Origin of the sequence: Pseudomonas fluorescens (assembly GCF_001623525.1) — a bacterium.
Taxonomy (GTDB): domain Bacteria; phylum Pseudomonadota; class Gammaproteobacteria; order Pseudomonadales; family Pseudomonadaceae; genus Aquipseudomonas; species Aquipseudomonas fluorescens_Q.
On the sequence record NZ_CP015225.1, the window covers coordinates 3,745,344 to 3,769,739 of the forward strand.

General features: G+C 61.9%; 20 protein-coding genes, 1 pseudogene and 1 riboswitch. Of the genes and pseudogenes, 5 read left to right on the forward strand and 16 right to left on the reverse strand.

Annotated elements, in window-relative coordinates; all coding sequences use genetic code 11:
* Positions 1–98: 98 nt before the first annotated feature.
* From TK06_RS16195 to TK06_RS16215, 5 genes are all read right to left on the reverse strand, one after another.
* Entirely contained in the window at positions 99–2,834 is a 2,736-nt protein-coding gene (locus TK06_RS16195; protein ID WP_063322894.1) for a LuxR C-terminal-related transcriptional regulator, read from the reverse strand.
* A 365-nt stretch (positions 2,835–3,199) separates the two neighbouring features.
* Positions 3,200–4,564, reverse strand: a complete 1,365-nt coding sequence (locus TK06_RS16200) for a DUF1329 domain-containing protein (protein WP_063322895.1) — start codon at positions 4,562–4,564, stop codon at positions 3,200–3,202.
* A gap of 25 nt (positions 4,565–4,589) precedes the next feature.
* On the reverse strand, positions 4,590–6,452 hold the full coding sequence (locus TK06_RS16205) for a DUF1302 domain-containing protein (RefSeq protein ID WP_063322896.1): 1,863 nt from the start codon (positions 6,450–6,452) through the stop codon (positions 4,590–4,592).
* A 331-nt stretch (positions 6,453–6,783) separates the two neighbouring features.
* On the reverse strand, positions 6,784–8,466 hold the full coding sequence (locus tag TK06_RS16210; RefSeq protein ID WP_063322897.1) for a fatty acid--CoA ligase: 1,683 nt from the start codon (positions 8,464–8,466) through the stop codon (positions 6,784–6,786).
* A gap of 324 nt (positions 8,467–8,790) precedes the next feature.
* Entirely contained in the window at positions 8,791–9,420 is a 630-nt protein-coding gene (locus TK06_RS16215) for a LysE family translocator (protein WP_063322898.1), read from the reverse strand.
* Positions 9,421–9,719: 299 nt separating this feature from the next.
* On the opposite strand from TK06_RS16215, the gene TK06_RS16220 reads away from it, so the two are divergent.
* The 3 genes from TK06_RS16220 to TK06_RS16230 all read left to right on the forward strand — a co-directional run bounded on the left by TK06_RS16220 (position 9,720) and on the right by TK06_RS16230 (position 12,574).
* On the forward strand, positions 9,720–10,685 hold the full coding sequence (locus TK06_RS16220) for a 2-hydroxyacid dehydrogenase (RefSeq protein WP_063322899.1): 966 nt from the start codon (positions 9,720–9,722) through the stop codon (positions 10,683–10,685).
* A 45-nt stretch (positions 10,686–10,730) separates the two neighbouring features.
* Positions 10,731–11,729, forward strand: coding sequence for a class I SAM-dependent methyltransferase (locus tag TK06_RS16225; protein WP_063322900.1), 999 nt, complete (start codon positions 10,731–10,733; stop codon positions 11,727–11,729).
* Positions 11,730–11,778: 49 nt separating this feature from the next.
* Positions 11,779–11,901: riboswitch (yybP-ykoY riboswitch) on the forward strand.
* 88 nt (positions 11,902–11,989) lie between these two features.
* The gene (locus TK06_RS16230) at positions 11,990–12,574 is read left to right on the forward strand and encodes a TMEM165/GDT1 family protein (protein ID WP_063322901.1); all 585 of its coding nucleotides are present in this window, start codon (positions 11,990–11,992) and stop codon (positions 12,572–12,574) included.
* 140 nt (positions 12,575–12,714) lie between these two features.
* On the opposite strand, the gene TK06_RS16235 is transcribed toward TK06_RS16230, so the two are convergent.
* Positions 12,715–13,530 carry a M48 family metallopeptidase gene (locus TK06_RS16235; RefSeq protein ID WP_063322902.1) on the reverse strand — a complete coding sequence of 272 codons (816 nt, stop codon included), beginning with the start codon at positions 13,528–13,530 and terminating at the stop codon, positions 12,715–12,717.
* Between the two features lie 1,297 nt (positions 13,531–14,827).
* On the opposite strand from TK06_RS16235, the pseudogene TK06_RS33495 reads away from it, so the two are divergent.
* Positions 14,828–15,028, forward strand: a pseudogene (locus TK06_RS33495) (HAMP domain-containing protein); the annotation flags it as partial.
* 114 nt (positions 15,029–15,142) lie between these two features.
* Positions 15,143–15,886: a methyl-accepting chemotaxis protein gene (locus TK06_RS33500; protein WP_371856178.1), complete on the forward strand. Its 744-nt coding sequence runs from the start codon at positions 15,143–15,145 to the stop codon at positions 15,884–15,886.
* A 188-nt stretch (positions 15,887–16,074) separates the two neighbouring features.
* Here the strand turns inward: TK06_RS33500 and hisC are convergent, their stop codons facing one another.
* The 10 genes from hisC to TK06_RS16290 form a co-directional block, all read right to left on the reverse strand.
* A complete protein-coding gene (gene hisC / locus TK06_RS16245) occupies positions 16,075–17,127 on the reverse strand; it encodes a histidinol-phosphate transaminase (RefSeq protein WP_063322904.1) in 1,053 nt (350 codons plus the stop codon).
* Position 17,128: 1 nt separating this feature from the next.
* Complete coding sequence (gene hisD / locus TK06_RS16250) at positions 17,129–18,466, reverse strand: histidinol dehydrogenase (RefSeq protein ID WP_063322905.1); 1,338 nt, start codon at positions 18,464–18,466, stop codon at positions 17,129–17,131.
* Between the two features lie 123 nt (positions 18,467–18,589).
* A complete protein-coding gene (gene hisG / locus TK06_RS16255) occupies positions 18,590–19,225 on the reverse strand; it encodes an ATP phosphoribosyltransferase (protein ID WP_003197870.1) in 636 nt (211 codons plus the stop codon).
* Between the two features lie 127 nt (positions 19,226–19,352).
* Entirely contained in the window at positions 19,353–20,618 is a 1,266-nt protein-coding gene (murA, locus tag TK06_RS16260) for a UDP-N-acetylglucosamine 1-carboxyvinyltransferase (protein WP_003197868.1), read from the reverse strand.
* Positions 20,619–20,640: 22 nt separating this feature from the next.
* Positions 20,641–20,880: a BolA family protein gene (locus TK06_RS16265; protein ID WP_007953556.1), complete on the reverse strand. Its 240-nt coding sequence runs from the start codon at positions 20,878–20,880 to the stop codon at positions 20,641–20,643.
* Between the two features lie 223 nt (positions 20,881–21,103).
* The gene (locus TK06_RS16270) at positions 21,104–21,409 is read right to left on the reverse strand and encodes an STAS domain-containing protein (RefSeq protein WP_063325164.1); all 306 of its coding nucleotides are present in this window, start codon (positions 21,407–21,409) and stop codon (positions 21,104–21,106) included.
* A gap of 8 nt (positions 21,410–21,417) precedes the next feature.
* Positions 21,418–22,071: an MlaC/ttg2D family ABC transporter substrate-binding protein gene (locus TK06_RS16275; RefSeq protein WP_063322906.1), complete on the reverse strand. Its 654-nt coding sequence runs from the start codon at positions 22,069–22,071 to the stop codon at positions 21,418–21,420.
* Positions 22,072–22,082: 11 nt separating this feature from the next.
* Positions 22,083–22,550: an outer membrane lipid asymmetry maintenance protein MlaD gene (mlaD, locus tag TK06_RS16280; protein ID WP_063322907.1), complete on the reverse strand. Its 468-nt coding sequence runs from the start codon at positions 22,548–22,550 to the stop codon at positions 22,083–22,085.
* Complete coding sequence (gene mlaE, locus TK06_RS16285) at positions 22,550–23,347, reverse strand: lipid asymmetry maintenance ABC transporter permease subunit MlaE (RefSeq protein ID WP_046063856.1); 798 nt, start codon at positions 23,345–23,347, stop codon at positions 22,550–22,552. Before mlaE ends, mlaD begins: the two co-directional genes overlap by 1 nt.
* A complete protein-coding gene (locus TK06_RS16290) occupies positions 23,347–24,156 on the reverse strand; it encodes an ATP-binding cassette domain-containing protein (protein WP_063322908.1) in 810 nt (269 codons plus the stop codon). The genes mlaE and TK06_RS16290 overlap by 1 nt, the downstream gene beginning before the upstream one ends.
* Positions 24,157–24,396: the final 240 nt, after the last annotated feature.

A 24,396-nucleotide genomic window follows, 5' to 3' on the forward strand; every position in this document is an offset into this window, starting at 1 on the left:
GGCACCGCGGTGTGTCAGATTATCAGTTGGGGCTGCTTCGCAGCCCAGCGGGAGCAAGCTCCCTCGCCACGGGGATCTCATCGACCGCAATATCTTACTCAGCCCAACAACCCCAACGCCTTCGCCCGCGCCACTGCTTGGGTGCGACGCTCCACACCGAGCTTGCTGTTGATATGGCTGGCGTGGGTCTTGACCGTGTGCAACGAGATGAACAATTGCTCGCTGATCTCTTGGTTCGAACAGCCTTGGGCAATCAGTTGCAACACCGCCCGCTCGCGACTGCTGAGGGTTTCGACCGGCGCCGCCGGGTCGGCAGGCTGGGCCACCGTCGAGGGCAGGCGTTCGAGCAGATGCTCACGCAAGGTACTGGGCGGTGCCTGCAGCAGCTGTTCGCGCAACCATTCACGGTGCTCGCCGAACAACCATTCGAAGGGCTGCAACACCCCGCCGCTGGCAGCTTCGAAAGCCTGGGCCAGGGTGCGACGGGCTTCGGCTTCACGCCCGATGCTCAGCAGCAAGGCGACTTTCTGGTTGAGCGCCATCACGCTGAGCATCTGCCGGCCACTTTGCTGACCGTGTTCAAGCAAGGCATCGAGCCGTCCTTGCGCGAGTATCGGTTGGCCCCGGATGGACTCCAGCACCGCCTGTTGCAACTCGACATGCAGCGGCAGTTGCGGGTGGAATTCCGGTGGCGCGGCGGCCCGTTCGCCCGTGTAGGTCTGGCCCAGCCGGGCCAGCCAGGCTTCGGCCAGGTCGGTGCGACCCTGGGCCAACCAGAGTTCGCACTTGACCAGGGTGATCATCGCCAGATAGTAGATCGGCGGAACGTCCCAGATGTGCATCAGGCGCTCGGCTTCCGCCAGTTCGGCGAAGGCCCGGGCGAACTCGCCGCTGTAGCCTTCGATACGCGCGATCACGCAATGGCCGATCAGCACGCTGATGTCGCGGCAGGCGCGGGCTTCGGTGAGGCCCGCCTGCAGGCGCGCAAGGCCGGCCTGAGGCTGCATGCGCAAGGTCAGCAAAAAACCTTCGTACATGATCAAGCGCGCCCGCACCGCATAAAGCCGCTGGGGCGACAGCTTGTGCAAACGTTGCAGGCCCTGGTGCACTTCATCCAGCGCCCGCAGGATCTCTCCCCGCGCCTGCAGGACCCGGGCACGATCATAATGGGCCAGGGCCTCGAACAGTGGATTTCCGACCCGTTGCGCCAGCTCCAGGGAATCGCGGTTCAGGTTCCGGGCGCGCCACAGGTCGCCGTCGGCAATCGCCAGGTTCGACAGTGTGGACAGGCACATCAGGCGCTGGCCGTAGCGTTTTTGCGGCAGGCTCTCCAAAGCTTCGCTGCAATACCGCACGGTGGTCTCGCGATCCCCCCGGCCACGGGCGACGATCCCGCTCAGGGCCAGCCATTGGGCGAGCATGGATTTTTGCGCAGTGGCCGAGGGGGCCGGCAGGAAACGACTCAAGTGCGCCGCCAGCTCTTCGGCAGCGTCCAACTGGCAGGCCAGCCCTAACGCCCAGCTGTAGAGCACGATCAGCCGCGGGGTGCTGATGAGCAGGCTGTCGGGCAAGTCCATTTTCCAGCGCAGCAACATGCCGACGTTCTGCTCGGCCAGCAGTTGCTCCTCCGAGAGGTTCTGCACCAGGTTCGCCGCCACGTCCAGGTGCCCGGCCCGCAGCGCCTGCTCCACGGCTTCGTCGATCAGGCCCTGGGCGTTGAACCAACGGCAGGCCCGCAGGTGCAGGGTCGCGGCCGGGACCATGGCCGGTGCGCTGGGGCGACTGCGCAGCAGGTCGGAAAACAGGTGGTGATATCGATACCAATGGCCGTGCTCGTCCAGCGGTACCAGGAACACCTGGTGGGCCGCCAGGTAACGCAGGATTTCGGCGCTGTCATGGGCCTCGCGCACGGCGTCGCACAGTTCGCTGCAAAAGCGTTCCTGAGGGGCCGTGTCGTAGAGAAATGCCTGCACCTCGGCGGGCAGGCAGTCGATGACCTCTTCAAGCAGATAATCGCGAATCAGCCCTTCGCCGCCGTGCAAGGCCTGGGGCAGCAGGCCTTCGGTACCGGCTTCGGAGGCGGCCAGCAACCAGAAACGTAGCCCGGCCACCCAACCTTCACTGCGCTGGATAAGATTTTCCAGCGCCTCACCGCGCAACGAACTGCTGTGATGCTGGAGCAGGGTCAAGGCTTCTTCATGGGTCAGGCGCAGGTCCTGCTCATTGAGTTCGAGCAACTGCCGCGACAGGCGCAGGCGCGCCAAATGCCAGTCCGGGCGCTGGCGGCTGGTGACAAGGACCAGCAACCCGTCGGGCAGGTGATTGAGGAAAAACTGCAGGCAGCGATCCAGCACAGGGCTTTGGGCCAAATGGTAATCGTCGAGCACCAGCAGCAAGGGCTCGTGGGGCGATAAGTGCGTGGACAGTTCGTCCAGCAAGCCGTCGAGCCATTCTTCGAAGGCAAAGGGTTGATGACGTTGGCGCATTTTCAGCAACCCCAGCGCCCGACCGCCCAGTTGCGGGAAAAAGGCCTGGAGCCCTTCGAGCAACCGTTCAAGGAAGCGGCCTGGATCGTTGTCCCGGGCGCTGAGCCCCAGCCAGAGGCTTTGCCAATGGGCCGGCAGGCTCTGGCAGAACTCCACCGCCAGGGAGCTTTTACCGAACCCCGCTGGGGCACTGACCAACAGCAACCTGCCTCCGAGCCCTGCGCTCAAACGCTCGCACAACCGCGGCCGCATAACATGGCCGTCGGGCAAGGGCGGGCGGTAGAAACGCCCGTCCTGTACCGCGATGGCTGCGCGGGCAGAATCCGGAAGTGAAGACAAATCAGTCATGGCCGGCTCTTGTAGGAATGCGGGTGGCGGCGTTGCAGATGTCCGCAGACTAGCGGTAAACGAGGAGGTATTGAAGGGAGTGCTACAAATGGCTACAAAAAGACTACAAGCCGACCGACTTGAAAAAAATCAGGCAGCCACCGCTTTTGTGGCGAGGGAGCTTGCTCCCGCTGGGTTGCGAAGCAACCCGCAAGGCAGCGACTGCGTTGTACCTGACACAATGAAAAGGCTGGTTTGGGGCTGCTGCGCAACCCAGCGGGAGCAAGCTCCCTCGCCACAGGGTTTTGTGTTGACTGATCGAACAAAAAAAACGCCCCGAACCAGTCGGGGCGTTGTTTCGAGGATGCGGCCTCGGGTGCAGCGGTTTAGCGGATGCCGTCCTGACGCAGGGCGTTCGGGGTGAAATCGGCGGTGGTGGCGGTGAAGCCGAAGTCGTAGGCCGATTTCTCTTCGTTCTTCATGCCCAGCGCCAGGTAGCGGCCGGACTGCAGGTCGTAGAGGGTTTCCAAGGCGTACCACGGCACTTGCTTGTCGTAGTAGTTCTCGGCATGGGCCTCGGCCACGCGCCACAGTTGGCCACGGCCGTCGTAATGGTCGATTACCGCCGCTTGCCAGGTGTCTTCATCGATGAAGAAGTCACGCTTGGCATAGATGTGGCGCTGGCCTTCCTTCAGCGTCGCGGTCACGTGCCAGACACGACGCAGCTCGTAGCGGGCCAGGTCCTGATTGATGTGGCCGGCCTTGAGGATGTCGGCGTACTTGAGTTGCGGCGAATCGATCTTGTAGCTGTTGGAGGCGATGTACAGCTCTTTCTTGCCTTCCAGCTTCCAGTCGTAGCGATCCGGCGCGCCGTTGTACATGTCCAGGTTGTCGGAGGTACGCAGGCCGTCGGCGGCGGTACCCGGGCCGTCGTAGGACACCTGCGGGGCACGGCGCACACGGCGCTGACCAGCGTTGTAGACCCACGCCGAACGCGGTTCCTTCACCTGGTCGAGGGTTTCGTGCACCAGCAGCACACCACCGGCCAGACGCGCCGGCGCGGTCACTTGCTGCTTGAAGTAGAACAGGATGTTGCCAGGGTTGGCCGGATCGAAATCCTTCATCTTGTCGCGGAACACGAACTGGTCGCGGAAGTACACCAGGCTGTACGAACCGTTGGGCTGCGGGGTGGCCTGGGTGACCAGGCGCGTTACGCTGCCACCACGATAGCGGGTGATGTGGTTCCAGATGACTTCCACGCCGCTCTGAGGAATCGGGAACGGCACAGCCGTCTCGAAGTTTTCCAGGCCGTTACCGCCGGAGACCAGCTTGGTGTTAACCGCGTTTTTCTTGATGGAGGCGAACACCGCGTCCGGCACGGTGGCACCGCGATGGGTCGGGTAGACCGGCATCTTGAAGGTTTCCGGGTAACGCTTGAACATCGCGTACTGACCCGGCGCGAGCTTGTCCTTGTACTGGTCGACGTTCTGCGCGGTGATGGTGAACAGCGGTTTTTCACTGGCGTATGGGTCGGCGAGGAAGCCCTTGCTGTCCACGGAACCGGCATTCTTGGCCATGGGTTTCCAGGCCGAGATCGAGCCGTCGGCATTGCCGGCCATCTCGGCGCCCATCGGCGTCAGGCTCTTGCCCAGTTTATCGGCCTCGGCCGCAGGCACTGCCGCCATGACGCTGGCGGCCAGCAGGGAGAGCCCCAGAACACCGGCCTGCAACAGATTCTTTGTTATTTTCATAGTGTGTCGTCCTGAAATACGGTGCTTAGAAGGTCACGCCGACGCTGAGCGCCAGGAAGTCGCGATCGTCTACGGTGCTGAAGTCGCCACCAAAGAAGTTGGTGTAGGCCAGGCTGGCGTTGTAGGTGTTCTGGTACTCGGCATCGAGCCCGAGGCTGACGGCTTTGCGGCCTTCCTCGAAGTTGCCGCCAGGGCCTGGCGAGTAGCCTTTGACGTCATGGGACCAGGCCACGTTGGGCTTGAGGTTCACGCCAGCGATCACGTCCGGGTATTCCCAGATGGCGCGAGCGCGGTAGCCCCAGGAGGTGGAGGTGGTGAAGCCGTCGTTGTTGCAGTTGCTGTTCACGTCGTTGATGGTCTGGCCGCCGCCTGTGGCGGTAGAGCTATTGAGCGCGTTACAGGCTCCGCTGGGCAGTTGACCCGGACCAAAGACAGGGTCACGACCGTAGCGAACATCCGACTTGCTTTCCAAGCCTCCAACATGAGTCACGCCGACTTCACCTACCAGTGTGAGGCGACTGGCGCCCATGACCTGATCCAAGAAGTGAGTGAAGGTGGTCTGGAACTGAGTGACTTCCTTGCGGCGATAACCATGCAGATCCTGGCCTGGCACTCCCTGGAGCAGCGAAGCATTGCCCAACACAGGACCACCGATCGGGCGAACGCCGGCGAACAAGATATCGGTGCTGCTCAACTGCACCGGCGCGTTCGGCCGATAGCTGATCTCACCGCTCCACGCCGTACCGGTTGGCAGGGTGGTGGAGAAACTCAAGCCGTAGAGACGGATATCTTCCGGATATTCGACGAAATATTGGGAATTACCCGCGACGATCAGTGGCGCCAGCGGCGAGCCAGTGACCGCGTCGTAGACTGACTGAGGCGCGCCGGTGGCACTGAAGATCGGCGCACGGCTGTGGTAGTTCATGAAGTACGCACCGAACTCGGTGTCCAGCGGCTCGAACATGTACTTCAACGACGCGCCCCACTGGCCGCTGTCGCGAGCATCACGGTCCGGGCCACGCCGTACCAGCACGCCTTCTTCGTTGATATCGACACCCTGGCCTTCCAATATCGGAAGAAGGACCCCCGGGAACGGAATGCTTGAACGCTTGTTCAACACCCGCAGGTTATCGGTACACCCATCAGCAATCACATCCGGCTGGGAGAAGAACGTACCGCAGTTATCCACCACGGTCTGGTCCCATTCAATCTGGTAGAACGCCTCGGCCGACAGGTTGTCGGTCAGGCTCTGGGACACGTAGAACATGTTGACCGGGATCAGGCCTTCCTTGATCTCGGCGCCAGGACGACGGAACGCGGACACGTCGACCGGGTTGATGGAGTTGATGCCGCCCTGGATGAACGTGCTTTCACCCCAACTGACCACCTGCTTGCCCAGGCGCACGGAGCCTGGCTGATCGGCAATGGCATAGTTGTGGTAGACGAATGCATCGAGGATCTGCCCGCCGGAGGACTTGGCGCCTTCCTTGCGGTTGCTGTCGCTGATGTCCTTGTACAGGCGGTGTTCGTCCTTGAGTTCGAAGTCGTACCAGTACTTGCCGCGCACGAACACACCGGTATCGCCGTACTTCAGTTCCAGGTCATGGATACCCTTGAAGATCTTCGAGAAGGTTTCCCCTCGCTTGAAATTCAAGTGGCCGTCATCGGAGGTCTGCGACAAACCCTTGCCGCCATTGTTGACACCGATCAGGTCCTTGTTGGCGTTGGCCGTGGACCAGCTCGCGCCGACCGACAGGGACGAGTCGAACTGGCCTTCGATTTCACCGATGTTGAAACTGACGCCGAATGCTGGCCCGGCGAGCGAAGAGGCGAGACTGACCGCCAGAGGCAGTTTTGCCCGGCGCCAGAACGTGGTTGCTGAGGTCATCGACGCTACTCCATGTGCATTATTGTTATGGCAGTGGACATTTCAAGAACACCTCGATGGCTGGGAGCGGCAGCGTCCCGGCATCCATCAAGGTCGCATCGCCCTTTCGTGCGTGCGCCCCGTTCCTGAGAATCCGTGAGCGGACTATAGCCAGCAGGTAGTACGGCTTGATCCCTCTAAAGTGTGATTTGCAGCCCTCAACCACTCTGGGACAGTCCTTTCGCCAGGCCGACAGGTGTCGGCACGGCAAGGATGGCTGAAATTTGCGGTTTGACAAGTCAAGCGCTTGCTTGGTGGGGCTGCCGTGCCCTTTCGGGCACGGCAAAAAGGCCTAAAGCGTGGACAGGAAGGTGCTGTTGTTGCTCTGCCATTCGGTGATGTCGACGCGGATGCGCTTTTTGTCGAGCTTGCCGACGCTGGTCTTGGGAATTTCCGTAACAAGGGCGATCTGGCTCGGGATCGCCCACTTGCTCAAGTGCCCCAACTCGACGAACGGCTTGAGGTGCTCCTTGAGTTCGCGAGCCCCGATCTCATGCCCTTCTCGAACCACCAGCAAGGCAAACGGCCGCTCACCCCACTGCGGATCGGGGATGCCGACCACTGCTACTTCGCGTACCGCCACGTGACGGCTGATGAGGTCTTCCAGGTCCAGGGAGGAGATCCATTCGCCACCAGTCTTGATCACGTCCTTGATGCGATCACGGATGTCGATGAAGCCCATGTTGTCCAGCGTGGCGACGTCGCCGGTGTGCAGCCAGCCGCCGGCCCAGAGCTCGGCGCCCTTCTGCGGCTCGTTGAAATAGCCCTCGGTGAGCCACGGCGCGCGCAGCACCAGTTCGCCCTGGGTCTCGCCGTCGGCCGGCAGGAAGCGCCCCTCGGTGTCGACGATCGCCGCTTCCACCAGCGGGCCTGGCACGCCGGCCTTGATCCGGTAGGTGGTGCGCTCGTCTTCGCTGCCGGCCATCAGTTCCTCATTGAGGTGGGCGCAAGACACCAGCGGGCCGGTTTCCGACATGCCATAGGCGGCAGTGAGCTGAATGCCCCGCGCCTTGGCCGCTTCGTACAGGCTGCGATTCAGCGCGCTGCCGCCGATGACGATCTTCCAGCCACCGAAGTCGGTGTCCTGGGCGCCCTTGGCATTGAGGACCATTTGCAGGATGGTTGGCACGCAATGGGAAAAGGTGACCTTTTCCTTGCGCCACAGCTGAACCAGGAATTCGGGGTCGTAGCGCCCCGGGTAGACCTGCTTGAGCCCGAGCATGGTCGCCACGTAGGGCAGGCCCCAGGCATGGACATGGAACATCGGCGTGATGGGCATGTACACGTCGTTGGTGCCCAGCAGCCGCACGCTGTCGATGGCCCCCATGATGGTCGCCACGCCCATGGTGTGCAGCACCAGTTGCCGATGGGTGAAGTAAACGCCCTTGGGGTTGCCCGTGGTGCCGGTGGTGTAGAACGTGGTGGCGACGGAGTTTTCGTCGAAATCCTGGAAGTCGTAGGTGGGCGCCGCGGCGGCCAGCAATTGCTCGTATTCACCCACCAGGTTCGGCAGCTCGGCAGTTTTTTCCGGCAGGTCGGTCAGCAGCAGGGTCTTGTCCACCGTGGTCAGGTGCCCGGCTATCGCCTGGTACAAGCCGACGAACTCGCTGTTGACCAGCACGAAGCGGTCCTCGGCGTGGTTCATGGTGTAGACGATCTGCTCCGGTGACAGGCGCACGTTGATGGTGTGGATCACCGCGCCGATCATCGGGATCGCGAACATGCATTCCAGGTAGCGATGGCTGTCCCAGTCCATCACCGCCACGGTATCGCCAGCCTTGACCCCCGCCTCGGTCAATACGTTGGCCAGGCGCGCGACCCGTTCGATCAGCGTCGGATAGCTGTAGCGCAACTGGTCGCGGTAGATGATCTCGCGGGTTTTCTCGTAACGCGTACCGGACATCAGCAGCCGCTTGATCAGCAGCGGGTATTGATAGGCGCCTTCGGCTGGGGGAATAACGCGAGTCTGCAACATAAGAGTCCCTTTTCTGACTGCACGGTCTTGGCTGGAAGCAAGCACTCTAGAGCGCTTGTACACAGATCAAATCAGCCAAAGGAATGATTTGATCCGCGCGCAAATACTAGCCTTGAGCCATCTAGCCCCCAGGTTTCGCAAGCATGGCGCAACCAAACCTTGTCTCATCGGGATCCAACAGCGAGCACAAGTATCACGCTTGTTACAAAAACCTGCGGGGAAATGCCCTGGCAGGTCTCCAGCATGCCACCACTTTTTGACAGAAAATGTCGATCGTGGCCCCTTCCATCCGCGTGGAAGCGATCAAAGGACAGCGCGCAACGGTCAATGCGCTTCGGTAAACGCCAGCTTCACCCCAATGGCGACGAGCACCGCGCCCATGGTCCGGTCGAACCAGTGACCCATGCGCGCAAAACCGGCGCGCACCCGTTGCTGGCTGAACAGCAGCGCCACCAGGCAGAACCAGGCGGCCGTCGCCACCGCCAGGTACACACCGTAACCGGCCTGGACAGCCAACGGCGTGTGTGGGTTGATCACCACGGTGAACAGCGACAGGAAAAACAGCGTCGCCTTGGGGTTCAGGCCATTGGTGACGAAGCCCGAGGTGAACGCGCCGCGAGGAGTACGTTCACCGGCCTCCTTGTGCAGGTTGTCCTCGGTGGGCTTGGCCGGTTGCGCCCGCAGTGCCTTGAAGCCGATGTACAGCAGGTACGCAGCGGCGGCCCATTTCAGCGCGTTGAACAGCACGATCGATTGCGACACGATCAGGCCGATACCCAACAGCGAATACCCGACATGCAGGAAAATCGCCGTGCCGACGCCCAGCGCCGTCCAGGTTCCGGCACGCCGGCCATGGGTCACGCTTTCGCGCACCACCACGGCAAAATCCGGCCCAGGGCTGGCAACGGCCAGCAGGTGGATCAGGGCGACGGTGAGGAATTCGGCGAGGTACATGGTGGAGCTCCTTGGCTAACGCAATCTCGAAACAAACATCAACTTTTTGGAAAGTGGGTATGTGGCGAGGGGATTTATCCCCGCTGGGCTGCAAAGCAGCCCTGATACTTGAATACTCGGTGTGTCAGGCAAAAATCATTTCCAGAGCTTTTGGGACTGCTTCGCAGTCCAGCGGAGATAAATCCCCTCGCCACAAGGTTCTTCATGATCCCGCCAATATCGCACAAGACCAAAGCTATAACCCATCTGGTAGGCTCGCCACATTACGCCTTCGATTCTTGAGATAAAAGGTACAGCTGATGACGAACACCGCCCGCGCAGTCTTCCTCGACCACCCTTCCCTGGACCTTGGCGACCTGGACTTGGGCCCGCTGCGCAACTGCTTCAGCGACCTGCAACTGTTCGCCCGGACCACGCCGGAGCAGGTCATCGAGCGGCTCAAGGGCGCCACCGTGGCGATCACCAACAAAATCGTGATCGATGCACAGGCCATGGCGGCCAGCCCCGAACTGAAGCTGATCCTGATCAGCGCCACTGGCACCAACAATGTCGACCTGGCCGCCGCCCGCAGCCATGGGATCACGGTGTGCAATTGCCAGGGTTACGGCACACCGTCGGTGGCCCAGCACACCATCATGCTGTTGCTGAACCTGGCGACGCGCCTGGCCGATTATCAAAAAGCGGTGGGTGAAGGTCGCTGGCAACAGGCTTCGCAGTTCTGCCTGCTGGACTATCCGATTGTCGAGCTGGCAGGCAAGACCCTGGGTTTGCTGGGCCATGGTGAATTGGGCAGCGCCGTCGGGCGGCTGGCCGAAGCCTTTGGCATGCGTGTGCTGCTGGGGCAGATCCCCGGGCGCCCGGCCCGCCCTGACCGCTTGCCGCTGGAGCAGTTGTTGCCGCAAGTCGATGCCTTGACCCTGCACTGCCCGCTCAACGAGCACACGCGGAACTTCATCGGCGCTCGCGAACTGGCGCAGCTCAAGCCCGGCGCATTCGTGGTCAACACCGCCCGTGGCGGCCTGATCGACGAACAGGCCCTGGCCGAAGCCCTGCGCAACGGTCACTTGGGGGGCGCCGCCACCGACGTGCTCAGCGTGGAGCCGCCGGCCCAAGGCAACCCGCTGCTGGCCGGCGATATTCCACGCTTGATCGTCACACCGCACAACGCCTGGGGCAGCCGCGAGGCGCGGCAACGGATCGTCGGGCAAATGAGCGAAAACGCCCTGGGCTTTTTCAGCGGTACAGCGCGGCGTGTCGTCAGTTGATAAACTGCCGCACTTTTTTTTACCCGCTTTATCAAGGAGCAGACCATGGATCCGCGCAGTGAAGTACTGCTTCGTCAGGCCGAGTTATTCCAGGGCTCGGTGTTGTTGGCCGGCCTGCCCGCCGACGATCTGCTCGGCCGTTTGCCAGAGGCCCATGGCTGGTGCTGGCATGCCGGCGATCAGGCGGCGCTGGACGCTCGCTTTCCCGAGCGCAGCCACTTTGGCGTGACCGTGCCCGAGCGTGGGTTCGACACAGCCGTGGTGTTCCTGCCCAAGGCCAAGGACCTGACCGACTACATCCTCAATGCCGTGGCGGCGCGCCTGGCCGGTCGCGAGGTGTACCTGGTGGGGGAAAAACGCAGCGGCATCGAAGGCGCGTCCAAGCAGCTCAACCCGTTCGGCAAGCCGCGCAAACTCGACAGTGCGCGGCATTGCCAACTGTGGCAAGTCACCGTCGCCAACGCACCCGAGGCCACGCCCCTGGAAAGCCTGGCCCAGACCTACGAATTGCCCCTGGCCGAAGGCCCGCTGAAGGTCATCAGCTTGCCGGGGGTGTTCAGCCACGGTCGCCTGGATCGCGGCAGTGCGCTGCTGTTGGAACACCTGGATAAACTGCCCAGCGGGCACTTGCTGGACTTCGGCTGCGGTGCCGGGGTGCTGGGGGCGGCGGTCAAGCGGCGCTACCCGCACAACACCGTCACCCTGTTGGACGTGGACGCATTCGCCGCCGCCAGCAGTCGCCTGACCCTGGCTGCCAACGGTCTGGAAGCCGAGGTGCTGACTGGTGATGGGATCGACGCCGCGCCGATGGGTTTGAGCGCGATTTTGAGCAACCCGCCATTCCATGTCGGCGTGCATACCGACTACCACGCAACGGAAAACCTGCTGCGAAAAGCGGCCAAACATCTGAAAAATGGTGGCGAACTGCGGCTGGTTGCCAATAGTTTCCTCAAGTACCAGCCACTGATCGAGGAGCATCTGGGCGTCTGCGCCATCAAGGCCGAAGGCCAGGGCTTTCGCATCTACCGCGCCAAACGCGGTTGAAATCTTTTAGGCAACAGCACTTGCCCAATCGGATTTGCCTAGGCAGAATCCGCTCCGTCCTAGGGGAGTAGTCTCCCGCGAGCGCCATGCTCGCCCGGCATACGTCAACATACTTGGTCAGCAGACCATGGCGTATGCGGCCCAAGCGTCCACGCAGATGGTCGCTGGGTTTGACAAGACCTATGACACGCACACCTTACCCGGGGCGGGAAGGCTGTACGTGTCATAGCCGTGTCGACCCGCCCCTTTAGGAATTCCTGATGCTGGACTCACTCCTCGTACCTACCGCTATCGTTGCGCTGGCCGAAATTGGCGACAAGACGCAATTGCTCGCACTTATCCTGGCCGCTCGCTTTCGCAAACCCTGGCCGATCATCGCCGGCATCATTGCCGCAACACTCGCCAACCATGCAGCCGCCGGGGCAGTAGGGGCCTGGGTCAGTGGATTTTTCTCCGATGCGGTGCTGCACTGGATACTGGCGGCAAGCTTCACCGCCACGGCGCTGTGGACCCTGGTCCCGGACAAACTGGACGATGAGGAAGCGAACACGGCCCGCAAGTTCGGGCCGTTCCTGACCACGCTCATTGCGTTCTTCCTGGCGGAAATCGGCGACAAGACGCAGATCGCCACGGTGATGCTCGCCGCGCAATACCCGGAGTTGTGGTTGGTCATCATCGGCACCACCGTGGGCATGTTGATTGCCAACGTGCCGGTAGTGCTGGCGGGCAATTTCGCCGCCGAGAAGCTGCCCCTGGCCCTGATCCGCCGCCTGGCCGCCTCGGCATTCTTCGTCCTGGCGATCGTGGCGGTGTACAAGGCGATGCAGAGCAGCGGATGGGTTTGATCAGGTTGATGCAGGTTCTGTGGCGAGGGAGCTTGCTCCCGCTGGGTTGCGAAGCAGCCCTAAGCTTTTGCGGCCGCTACGCGACCGAGCGGGAGCAAGCTCCCTCGCCACAAAAAACAGCTTTTACCGCATGACGATGCTTATTTCTTGGCCTGCTGATAAAGCGGCATCACCTTCGGAATCGCCGCCTGCAATGAAGCGATACGGCTGCTCGACGACGGGTGGGTGCTCATGAACTCCGGTGGCGCGCCTTCCGAGGCCTTGGCCATCTTGTTCCACAAGGTGATCGCCGCGTTCGGGTCGTAGCCGGCGCGGGCGGCCAGTTCGAGGCCGATCAGGTCGGCTTCGTTCTCGTTGCCACGGCTGTTGGGCAAGGTCATGCCATAGTTGGCGACGGTGTCGGCCAACGCCAGGCTGTCCTGGCCCAGGCCGAACAAGGCACCAGCGCCCTGCTTGGCCATCTCGATGCCATAGGCCTTGGACATCGCTTCGCGCCCGTGCTCGCGCAGGGCGTGGGCGATTTCGTGGCCCATGATCGCGGCGATTTCAGCGTCGGTCAGCTTCAACTGGTCGATCAGGCCGGTGTAGAACATGATCTTACCGCCAGGGCCGCAATTGGCGTTGAGTTCATCGCTCTTGATCAGGTTCACTTCCCAGTTCCACTGGGCCGAATCCGGGCGGAACATCGGCGCCTGGGCAATCAAGCGATCGGCAATGACCTGGATGCGCTTGGCATCGTTACTGGTCTTGTCCAGCGCGCCCTGGGCGCTCGCCTCACCCATCGTCTTTTGATAGGACTGGGCGTACATCTGGTTGACCTGATCGGTCGACAGCATGCTGAACATGTACTGCTTGCGCTCCACGCCCACGGCTCCGCCGCTGGTGGTATTGACCGACTGGCAACCGGTGAGCAGCAGCGCCGCGCTCAGAGCACTCACCATCAATGTCTTGTTCATGTAAAAAAGCTCCCTGGAAACGTGGGCGTATCCTAGGCCTTGATCTGTATCGGCGCCAGATACATAACGAAGGATTACAGGTTTTTCTGACAGACCCCACCCAGTCCATTTGCGACACCTACGCAGCTAAAACAGTCACCCGACGAACAGCGCCTCATGCCGCGCCACAGAAACGCCGATAACGGCTCCAGACGTCATTTCCGCGTCCGGAGCCTTTATGAAATTCAGATCGATCCAGTTTTCCGTGGCCGCCCTGGCCGGTGCCATCGTGCTCAGCGTGGTGGGCGCCCTCGTGCTGTACTCGTTGTTTGCCGGCGCGCGCACCCAGGAGATGGTGCAACAGCGGACCAAGGCCCAGTTCGAACAACTCATCGAGCAACGTCTCACTGCCCTGGCCCGCACCCAGGCGAGCCTGATCCAGCGGGAACTGGAAGCCCCGCTGCTGCTCGCCCGCGGCCTGGCTACCAGCAACGCCTTGATGGGCATGAACGGCACGGACGGCAACCCGCAATTGAAGGTGCCCCGCGAGCAAATGATCAGCCTGTTGCGCGAAACCGTGGTGCGCAACCCGAAGATCCTCGGTGCCTACATCGCCTGGGAACCGAACGCCATCGACCACGACGACGCCAACTATGTGAACAGACAGGTGGTGGGCATGGAAACCAACGGGCGTTTCCTGCCGTGGTGGTTCCGTAACCAGGACGGGTCCCTGGGCCTGGAAAAACTCGCCGACGTGACCGACCAGAAACTACTTTCCACCGGCATCCGCGCCAGTGAGTACTACCTGTGCTCCCAGGACAGCAAGAAAGCCTGCGTGATCGACCCGGCGCCCTATCGCGTTGGCAGCACGATGACCATGCTCGCCTCGTTCATCGAACCGATCATGATCGATGGCCAGTTCCAGGGTATCGTCGGCGCCGACCTGTCGGTGAACTTCATCCAGGACATGCTCGTGGCCGCCGATGGCAAGTTGTACGACGGCGCCGGGGAAATGGCCTTGCTCTCCAGCAATAATCGACTGGTGGCCTTCACCAAGGACCCGAGCAAACTCGGAGAAAAGGCCAGCGACCTGCTGGACGCCAGTGCACTGGATAACCTCGCCAAGCTGGGCGACGGCGAAGTGCGCTATGACATCGACGAAGCACACGGGCATATCGAGGTGTACATGCCGTTCGGCATCGGCGAGACCAACGCCCGCTGGACGCTGATGCTGCAGCTGCCACTGAACGCGGTCATGGCCGACCTGCAAGCGCTGCAGAAAGACCTCGACCATCAGCGCCAGGCCGATATCTTCGGCATGGCGATAGTGGGCCTGGTGATTGCCGGCATCGGTCTGCTGGTGATCTGGCTGGTGGGCCACGGCATTGCCCGACCGCTCAAGCAAATGGTGGCGATGCTCGATGACATCGCCCAGGGCGAAGGCGACCTGACCCGCCGCCTGGTGAGCGACCGCGCCGATGAGCTGGGGGCGATCGCCAGGGGCTTCAATACCTTCCTGAGCAAGTTGCAGGGCATGATCACCCAGGTGGTGACCTCGGTGCAGAGCGTCAGCGATTCGTCGGAGCATACCGCCGATATCGCGATCCGCACCAACCAGGGCGTGCACAAGCAGATGTCAGAGATCGATCAAGTCGCCACTGCCGTGCACGAAATGACCGCCACCGCCCAGGACGTGGCCCGCAACGCGACCCAAGCCGCCCAGGCCGCCAGCCATGCAGACCAGGCTGCCAGCCAGGGCATGCAGATCGTGCGGGACACTTCCACCTCCATCGGTGCCCTGGCCGTGGAAATCGGCAAGGCGGTGGGCGTGGTACAGACCCTGGCCAAGGACAGCGAGAACATCAACGCGATCCTCACCGCCATCCGCGGAATCGCCGAGCAGACCAACCTGCTCGCCCTCAACGCCGCCATCGAAGCCGCCCGGGCCGGTGAACAGGGCCGTGGTTTCGCGGTAGTCGCCGATGAAGTGCGCAACCTGGCGCAGAAGACGCAACAGGCGACCGAAGAAATCCAGACGATGATCCAACAGTTGCAACAAGGCACCCGGGATGTGGTGCGGGTGATGGAAGACAGCCAGACCCGCACCGACGAAAGCGTGCAGCATGCGGCGAAAGCGGCCCAGGCCCTGGAAACGATCACCCAGGCCGTGTCGGTGATCAACGACATGAACACCCAGATCGCCAGCGCCGCCGAGGAACAAAGCGCCGTAGCCGACGACATCAACCGTAACGTGATCAACATCGGGCAAGTGGCGAACGAAGTCGCCAGCGGCGCCGACGAATCCAGCGCGGCCAGCGCCGGGTTGACCAAACTGGCGGAGCAGCAGCGGCGGTTGATCAATCAGTTCAGGGTCTGATCCGAAGGCCCCATCGCGAGCAGGCTCGCTCCCACAGAGGGATTGGCGGTGGAACGCCGACAGTGCGAACACCCCAAAACAACTGTGGGAGCGAGCTTGCTCGCGATGGCGTCGGTTCAGCCAACATCGAAGCGACTGACACTACGCCTTCGCGGGCAAGCCTGCTCCCACAGGGGATTTGCAGAGTTTCAGAGTTCGCCGAGGGCTTCGATCAGGGCCTGGTTCTGCTCCGGTGTACCGATGCTGATCCGCAGGAATTGGGCAATCCGCTCCTGCTTGAAGTGCCGCACGATCACCCCCTGTTCCCGCAGTTTCGCCGCCAACCCGGCCGCATCGTGCCGAGGATGGCGGGCGAAAATGAAGTTGGCCGCCGAAGGCAGCACTTCAAAGCCCTTGGCTTGCAGTTGGGCCACGACCCATTCACGGTGCTCGATGACTAACCGGCAAGTCCGATCGAAATACTCGCGATCATCGAACGCCGCCGCGCCGCCGACATTCGCCAGGCGATCCAGCGGGTAGGAGTTGAAGCTGTTCTTGATCCGCTCCAGCGCTTCGATCAGCTCCGGATGGCCCACCGCCAGGCCCACGCGCAGCCCCGCCAGGGAGCGGGACTTGGACAAGGTCTGGGTCACCAGCAGGTTCGGATAGCGATCCACCAGGCTGATGGCCGTCTCGCCGCCGAAGTCGATATAGGCCTCGTCGACCACCACCACCGAATCCGGGTTGGCCTTGAGGATCTGCTCGACCGCTTCCAGCGCCAGCAGGCAGCCGGTCGGCGCGTTCGGGTTGGGGAAAATGATCCCGCCATTGGGTTTGGCGTAGTCTGCCGGGTCGATCTGGAATTGCGCGTCCAGCGGCACCGCATCGAACTGAATGCCGTACAGCCCGCAATACACTGGATAGAAGCTGTAGCTGATGTCGGGGAACAACAGCGGCTGGTCATGTTGCAACAGGCCGTGAAAAATGTGCGCCAGCACTTCATCCGAGCCATTACCCAGGAACACCTGGTTGCTCTGCACGCCGTAATAGCGGGCCACGGCGCCTTTGAGCAGGTCGCTGTTGGGATCCGGATACAGGCGCAGGTTGTCGTTCAGCTCGGTCTGCATCGCCGCCAGGGCCTTGGGCGATGGGCCGTAGGGATTCTCGTTGGTGTTGAGCTTGACCAAGCGGGTCAGCTTCGGCTGTTCACCCGGCACGTAGGGCACCAGATTCTTGACGAACGGGCTCCAGAATTTACTCATTTCAGTTCCCCTGCCCTTCAATGGATGGCTCGTCAAGAATGCGGTACTCGGCACTGCGCGCGTGGGCGCTCAGCGATTCGCCACGGGCCAGCACCGAAGCGGTCTTGCCCAGTTCGGATGCGCCCTGCTCGGAGCAGAAGATGATCGACGAACGCTTCTGGAAGTCATACACCCCCAGCGGCGACGAGAAGCGCGCGGTGCCGGAGGTCGGCAACACGTGGTTGGGACCTGCGCAGTAATCGCCCAGGGCCTCACTGGTGTGGCGCCCCATGAAGATCGCACCGGCGTGACGGATCTGCGGCAACCAGGCCTGCGGGTCGGCGACCGACAACTCCAGGTGTTCCGGCGCGATACGGTTGGCGACTTCGATGGCCTGCTCCATGTCGCGGACATGGATCAGCGCCCCACGGCCGTTGATCGAGGTGTTGATGATTTCGGCGCGGTCCATGGTCGGCAGCAGCTTATCGATGCTGGCGGCGACCTTGTCGAGGAACTCGGCGTCCGGGCTGACCAGGATCGCCTGGGCGTCTTCGTCGTGCTCGGCCTGGGAAAACAGGTCCATGGCGATCCAGTCCGGATCGGTCTGGCCGTCGCACACCACGAGAATTTCCGAAGGGCCGGCAATCATGTCGATGCCGACCTGGCCGAACACGTGGCGCTTGGCGGTGGCGACATAGATGTTGCCCGGGCCGACCACCTTGTCGACCCGTGGCACGCTTTCGGTGCCATAGGCCAGCGCAGCCACGGCCTGGGCACCACCAATGGTGAACACCCGGTCCACGCCGGCAATGCAAGCGGCGGCCAGCACCAGCTCGTTGATTTCACCCCGCGGGGTCGGGACGACCATGACCACCTCGGTCACGCCGGCGACCTTGGCCGGGATCGCGTTCATCAGCACCGAGGACGGATAGGACGCCTTGCCACCCGGCACGTACAGGCCGGCGCGGTCCAGCGGCGTGACCTTCTGGCCCAGCACCGTGCCGTCGGCTTCGGTGTAGCTCCAGGAGTCCTGTTTCTGCCTTTCGTGATAGTCGCGCACCCGCGACGCGGCTTTTTCCAGGGCTTCGCGCTGGGGCACGGTGATCCGGGTCAGGGCCAGTTCCAGGCGCTCGCGCGGCAGGATCAGGTCGGCCATGGACGCCACTTGCAGGCCGTCGAACTTCTGGGTGAATTCCACCAGGGCGGCATCGCCACGCTCGCGCACAGCCTTGATGATGTCCAGCACCCGCTGATTGACCGAGTCGTCAGACACGCTTTCCCAGCTCAGCAGATGATCCAGATGATGTGCGAAATCCGGGTCGACAGCGTTGAGTCGGCGAATCGAAGTGGGAGCGGTCATAGCGAAGGCCTCATTAATGGCAAATGCTCAGGCGCCCTAAGCTACCAGTCCATTCGCGTGGGCACCTGAGAAAATTGGCTATGACACGGATAGACGGGCGCGACTCAAGGTCGCGCAGGTGAATCAGCCGCGGTGTCGCGATTCCACTGCCTTGCGCAGGGTATCGATCAGAGCCTGGATACGGGCGTGCTGCATTTTCATCGAAGCCTTGTTGACGATCAGCCGGGAGGTGATGTCGGCGATGAAATCCTGGGGTTCCAGGCCATTGGCCCGCAGGGTGTTGCCCGTGTCGACCACGTCGATGATCTTGTCCGCCAGGCCGATCAGCGGCGCCAGTTCCATCGAACCGTACAGCTTGATGATATCGACCTGACGGCCCTGCTCGGCGTAATAACGCTTGGCAATGTTGACGAACTTGGTCGCCACGCGCAAACGCCCCTTGGGCTCCGGCGCGCCGACTTTACCGGCGGTCATGAGCTTGCAGCGGGCGATCTGCAGGTCCAGGGGCTCGTACAGGCCCTGGCCGCCGTATTCCATCAGCACGTCCTTGCCGGCAACGCCCAGGTCGGCGGCGCCATGTTCCACGTAGGTCGGCACATCGGTGGCACGCACGATCAGCAAGCGCACATCGGCCTGGGTCGTGGGGATGATCAGCTTGCGGCTCTTGTCCGGATTCTCGGTCGGCACGATGCCCGCTTCAGCCAGAAGCGGCAGGGTGTCGTCAAGGATGCGGCCCTTGGACAGTGCGATGGTCAACATGGGAAACGTCAGTCCTTATCAAGGTACTCATGCCCGGTCGCAAGCGGCGCCGGACACACATCGAGGGTGCAACCACCCTCGATAAAACGAAATCAACGGACGCGTCCCTGCGCCCATGCAGCCGGAACTAGCCCGGCACGCGGCGGATCTTGGCGCCGAGCATCTGCAGTTTCTCTTCGATGCACTCATAACCACGGTCGATGTGGTAGATGCGATCGATCAGGGTATCGCCTTCGGCAACCAGGGCCGAGATGACCAGGCTGGCCGAGGCCCGCAGGTCGGTGGCCATCACTGGCGCGCCCTTGAGCTTCTCGGTGCCGGTCACGATGGCCGTGTTGCCTTCCACCTGGATCTTGGCGCCCATGCGGTGCAGTTCGTAGACGTGCATGAAACGGTTTTCGAAGATCGTCTCGATCACCGCACCCGTGCCTTCGGCAATGGCGTTGAGGGAGATGAACTGCGCCTGCATGTCGGTCGGGAACGCCGGGTACGGAGCGGTCCGCACGTTGACGGCTTTTGGCCGCTTGCCGTGCATGTTCACTTCGATCCAGTCTTCGCCGCAGGTGACTTCGGCACCGGCTTCCTTGAGTTTCTCCAGGACGGCTTCAAGGATGGTCGGATCGGTGTCCTTGACCTTGACGCGGCCACCGGTGACCGCAGCGGCCACCAGGTAGGTGCCGGTTTCGATCCGGTCCGGCATCACTTTGTAGGTGGCCGAATGCAGGCGCTCGACGCCATCGATGGTGATGGTATCGGTGCCAGCGCCGCTGATCTTGGCGCCCATGGCGATCAGGAAGTTCGCCAGGTCGACCACTTCAGGCTCGCGTGCGGCGTTTTGCAGCACGCTACGGCCCTTGGCCAGTGCGGCGGCCATCATGATGTTCTCGGTCCCGGTCACACTGACGGTATCGAAGAAGAAGTGCGCGCCGCGCAAGCCGCCTTCCGGCGCCTTGGCCTTGATGTAGCCGCCTTCGACGTCGATTACCGCGCCCATGGCTTCCAGGCCGCGAATGTGCAGGTCCACCGGGCGCGAGCCAATGGCGCAACCGCCAGGCAAGGCGACTTCGGCTTCACCGAAACGGGCGACCATCGGGCCCAGTACCAGGATCGACGCACGCATGGTCTTCACCAGCTCGTACGGGGCGACCAGGGTCTTGATGGTGCGCGGGTCGATCTCGACGCTGAGCTTCTCGTCGATCACCGGCTCGATGCCCATGCGGCCGAACAGCTCGATCATCGTGGTGATGTCGTGCAGGTGCGGCAGGTTGGCCACGGTCACCGGGCCATCGCATAGCAGGGTCGCGGCCAGGATCGGCAGGGCGGAGTTCTTTGCCCCGGAAATACGGATTTCGCCATCAAGACGAACGCCGCCGGTAATAATCAGTTTATCCATAAGAATCTCGAGGCCCTTGGGCTCAGGTGCGCTCGGCCCAGGCCGCGCTGCTGAAAAATTTCATCGTGACCGCGTGGATGCTGCCATCGGCGATCCATGGGTTCAAATGGGCATAGATGCTCTGCTGACGCTTCACTGGGCTCAACGCCGCCAGTTCATCGCTGATCACGTTCAGCTGGAAGTTGCAGCCTTCGCCTTCAACTTCCACCTGCGTACCAGGCAGCTTTCCTTCTAGGAAGCTCTTCACTTCTACAGCCTGCATGCTCAACCTCAATCGGCGCCCTGTGCGCGCGGGTCGCACATCATACAAAAAAGCCCCGCGCCTGCGAACCCCGCGAAGCAGGACTCTGACGAGTAACGCTGGCCACTTGCTTGCGTGAATCATCATGGCGAGGGCGCTTGCTCCCGCCTGGCTGCAAAGCTGTCCCAATAAAAGCAGGGGCCGCTGCGCGGCCAGCGGGAGCAAGCTCCCTCGCCACAATGGGTCAGGGGTGCGCCAACAACTCGGTCAGCTCGCTGACCTGGGCTATTTCGCGCATGTCTTCGGGCATCCCACGGATGCTCCACGTTTTGCCGGCAGCCTTGGCGTCCCGCATGAAGCACAGCAGCAGCGACAGGCCGACGCTGCTGGACTTCTGCACCGCCGAGCAGTCAATGACCACCTCGGCGGCACTGATGGACTTGATCAGCGCCTGGCCCTCCTTGCGCAGGGCCGGGCCCGTGCGGTAATCCAGCACGCCACTGAGCATCAGCACGCCAGCCTCACCCAGACGAACGGCCGATTCACTCACCGACTCGATCATTGCGCCTGCTTCTCTTCGGCTTCTTCGGCCACTTCCTTGGCCTTGGCGACCTCACCGGCCCAACCGTTGATGGTCTTGTCCAGATCGTTGCCATTGCGCTGCATCGCGTCGGCGAACTGATCGCGGAACAGCTTGCCGATGTTGATGCCATTGATGATCACGTTGCGCACCTTCCACTCGTCGTTGATTTTCTCAAGAGTGTAGGAGACAGGGTAGATCGCGCCGTTGTTACCCTTGACCTGCATGTCGACGCTGGTGCGGGTGCCGCTTTCGTCCTTGGCCGGCGAAACGGTGATGCCCTGGTTGTTGTACTCAAGCAAGGCGTTGCCATAGAACTGCATCAGGCTGCGCTTGAAGTTCTCCTGGAAACGAGTCATCTGTGCCGGACTCGCCTTGCGCGAGTACTTGACAGTCATGATGCTCCTGGAGATGCCGTCGGCGTCCACAACGGGGCCGACGATGCCGTTCAGCGCGTCATAGAACGCACTTGGGTCCTGCTTGTACTTCTCTTTGTTGGCGGAAAGGTCCGCCAACAGCCGGGTCGTCGTGTCCTGGATGATGTCATGGGCCGAAGGCGCAGCCACGGCGTTAGCCATCAACGGCAGCGCGGCAAGCAGCACCAACAGGCCACGTCGCAAGATAGAGATCATTCAAAAGCTCCTCATTTGGCGTCTTTGCTAACGGTATTGAGCAGGAATTTACCGATCAGGTCCTCGAGCACCAGGGACGACTGCGTGTCGTGGATGACACCACCGTCCTTGAGCACGGAGTCTTCCCCACCCACGCTGATGCCAATGTACTTCTCACCCAGCAGCCCAGCCGTGAGGATAGATGCAGTGGAATCAGTCGGCAGGTTATCCACGCGCTTTTCCAACTGCAGCGTCACCCGACCGGTGAAATCCTCGCGATTCAGATCGATTGCCGTGACCTTGCCGATAGTGACACCGGCCATGGTCACCTTTGCTCTGACCGTCAAACCGGCGATATTGTCAAAGTTGGCATAAAGTTTATAAGTATCGGTGCTTGCCGTCGGCGCCAGTCCACTGACCCGCAGGGCCAGCAGCAGCAAAGCCAGGATGCCAGCCAGCAAGAAAAGGCCGACACCGATTTCCAGGGTGCGGTTTTGCATCAGAAATCTCCAAACATCAAGGCGGTCAGAATAAAGTCGAGGCCCAGGACCGCCAGCGAGGCGTACACCACGGTCTTGGTTGTGGCACGGCTGATCCCCTCTGACGTGGGCTCACAGTCATAGCCTTGAAACACGGCGATCCAGGTCACGACGAAAGCGAATACGGCACTTTTGATCACGCCATTGAGGACATCGTCGAGGAAGTCGACGCTGTTTTGCATGTTCGACCAGTAGGAACCCTCATAGACCCCCAGCCAGTCGACAGCCACCCACGAGCCGCCCCAGATCCCCACGACGCTGAAAATCATCGCCAGCACCGGCAGGGAAATGAAACCGGCCCACAGGCGCGGGGCAATGATGTACTTGAGCGGGTCGACACCAATCATTTCCAGGCTGGACAACTGCTCGGTGGACTTCATGTTACCGATTTCGGCCGTCAGCGCCGAACCGGCACGCCCGGCGAACAGTAGCGCCGTTACCACGGGGCCGAGCTCACGCAGCAGCGTCAACGCAACCATCTGCCCGACCGCCTGCTCCGAACCGTAGCTGGACAAAATGCTGAAGCCCTGCAGCGCCAGCACCATGCCAATGAAGATCCCGGAGACCACGATGATCACCAGGGACATCACGCCCACCGAGTGCAACTGCTTGACCAGCAGGCCAAAACCGCCGCCCGTCGAGTTGCGACCGAGCAAGGCGTGCATCAGGAACAGCGAGGAGCGGCCCAGTACCGCCACCACATCGATACCCGAGCGACCAAACAGGCGAATTCTTTCCAACAGTGATTTCTTGCGCATCAGCGCTTCCCCAGCAGATCGGTACGGTAATCCGTGGCCGGAAAATGGAACGCCACCGGCCCGTCCGGATCACCCTTCATGAATTGGCGAATGCGCGGATTGTCAGAATCCGCCAGTTCCTGAGGCGTGCCCTGCCCCAGCACCTGGCTATCGCCAACCACATAGATATAGTCGGCAATGCTCGCGGTTTCGGCCAGGTCGTGGGAGACCACGATGCTGGTGATGCCCAGCGCATCGTTGAGCAGGCGGATCAGGCGCACGAGCACCCCCATGGCGATCGGGTCCTGCCCGACGAAGGGTTCGTCGTACATGAGGATCTTCGGATCGAGGGCAATCGCCCGCGCCAGCGCGACCCGCCGCTTCATGCCGCCGGACAGCTCGTCGGGCATCAGGTCGAGGGCGCCCCGCAGCCCGACGGCCTGCAACTTGAGCAGGACGATGTCGCGGATCATCTCTTCCGGCAGCTCGGTATGGACCCGCAACGGGAACGCCACGTTCTCGAACACATCGAGATCGGTAAACAGCGCGCCACTCTGGAACAGCACGCCCATGTGCTTGCGCGCATCGAACAGGTCGCTGCGAGACAACTGGGGAAGATTCTGACCATTGACCCAGACTTCGCCTGCGCTGGGGCGCAGTTGTGCCCCGATCAGCCGCAACAGCGTGGTCTTGCCACACCCGGAAGGTCCCATGATGCCGGTGACCTGGCCGCGCGGAATGCGAATATCGATGTCATTGAAAATGCTGCGCGTCCCTCGCTTGAAGGACAGTCCCTTCAGCTCGACCGCGTAGGCGTTGTCGGCACTCATCTAAACTCCTTGCGATGCAGCCTCACATTCGAATGCCCTGGGCAGCCGACAAGCGCCGGTACCGCCGGGCATGCGAACCGGCGGCGAACTATATCACTGCAACGGCCAAGCGCCCAAGGCCAACGCCCCGCCTGTTAAGCCTGGCTTAAGGTTAAAAGCCACATTTTATGTCGAACCTTGCGGCCTCCCGAACAAAGCATGACGAACTTACGTGAGGGAATTGTTCATTGCCGCTATAAT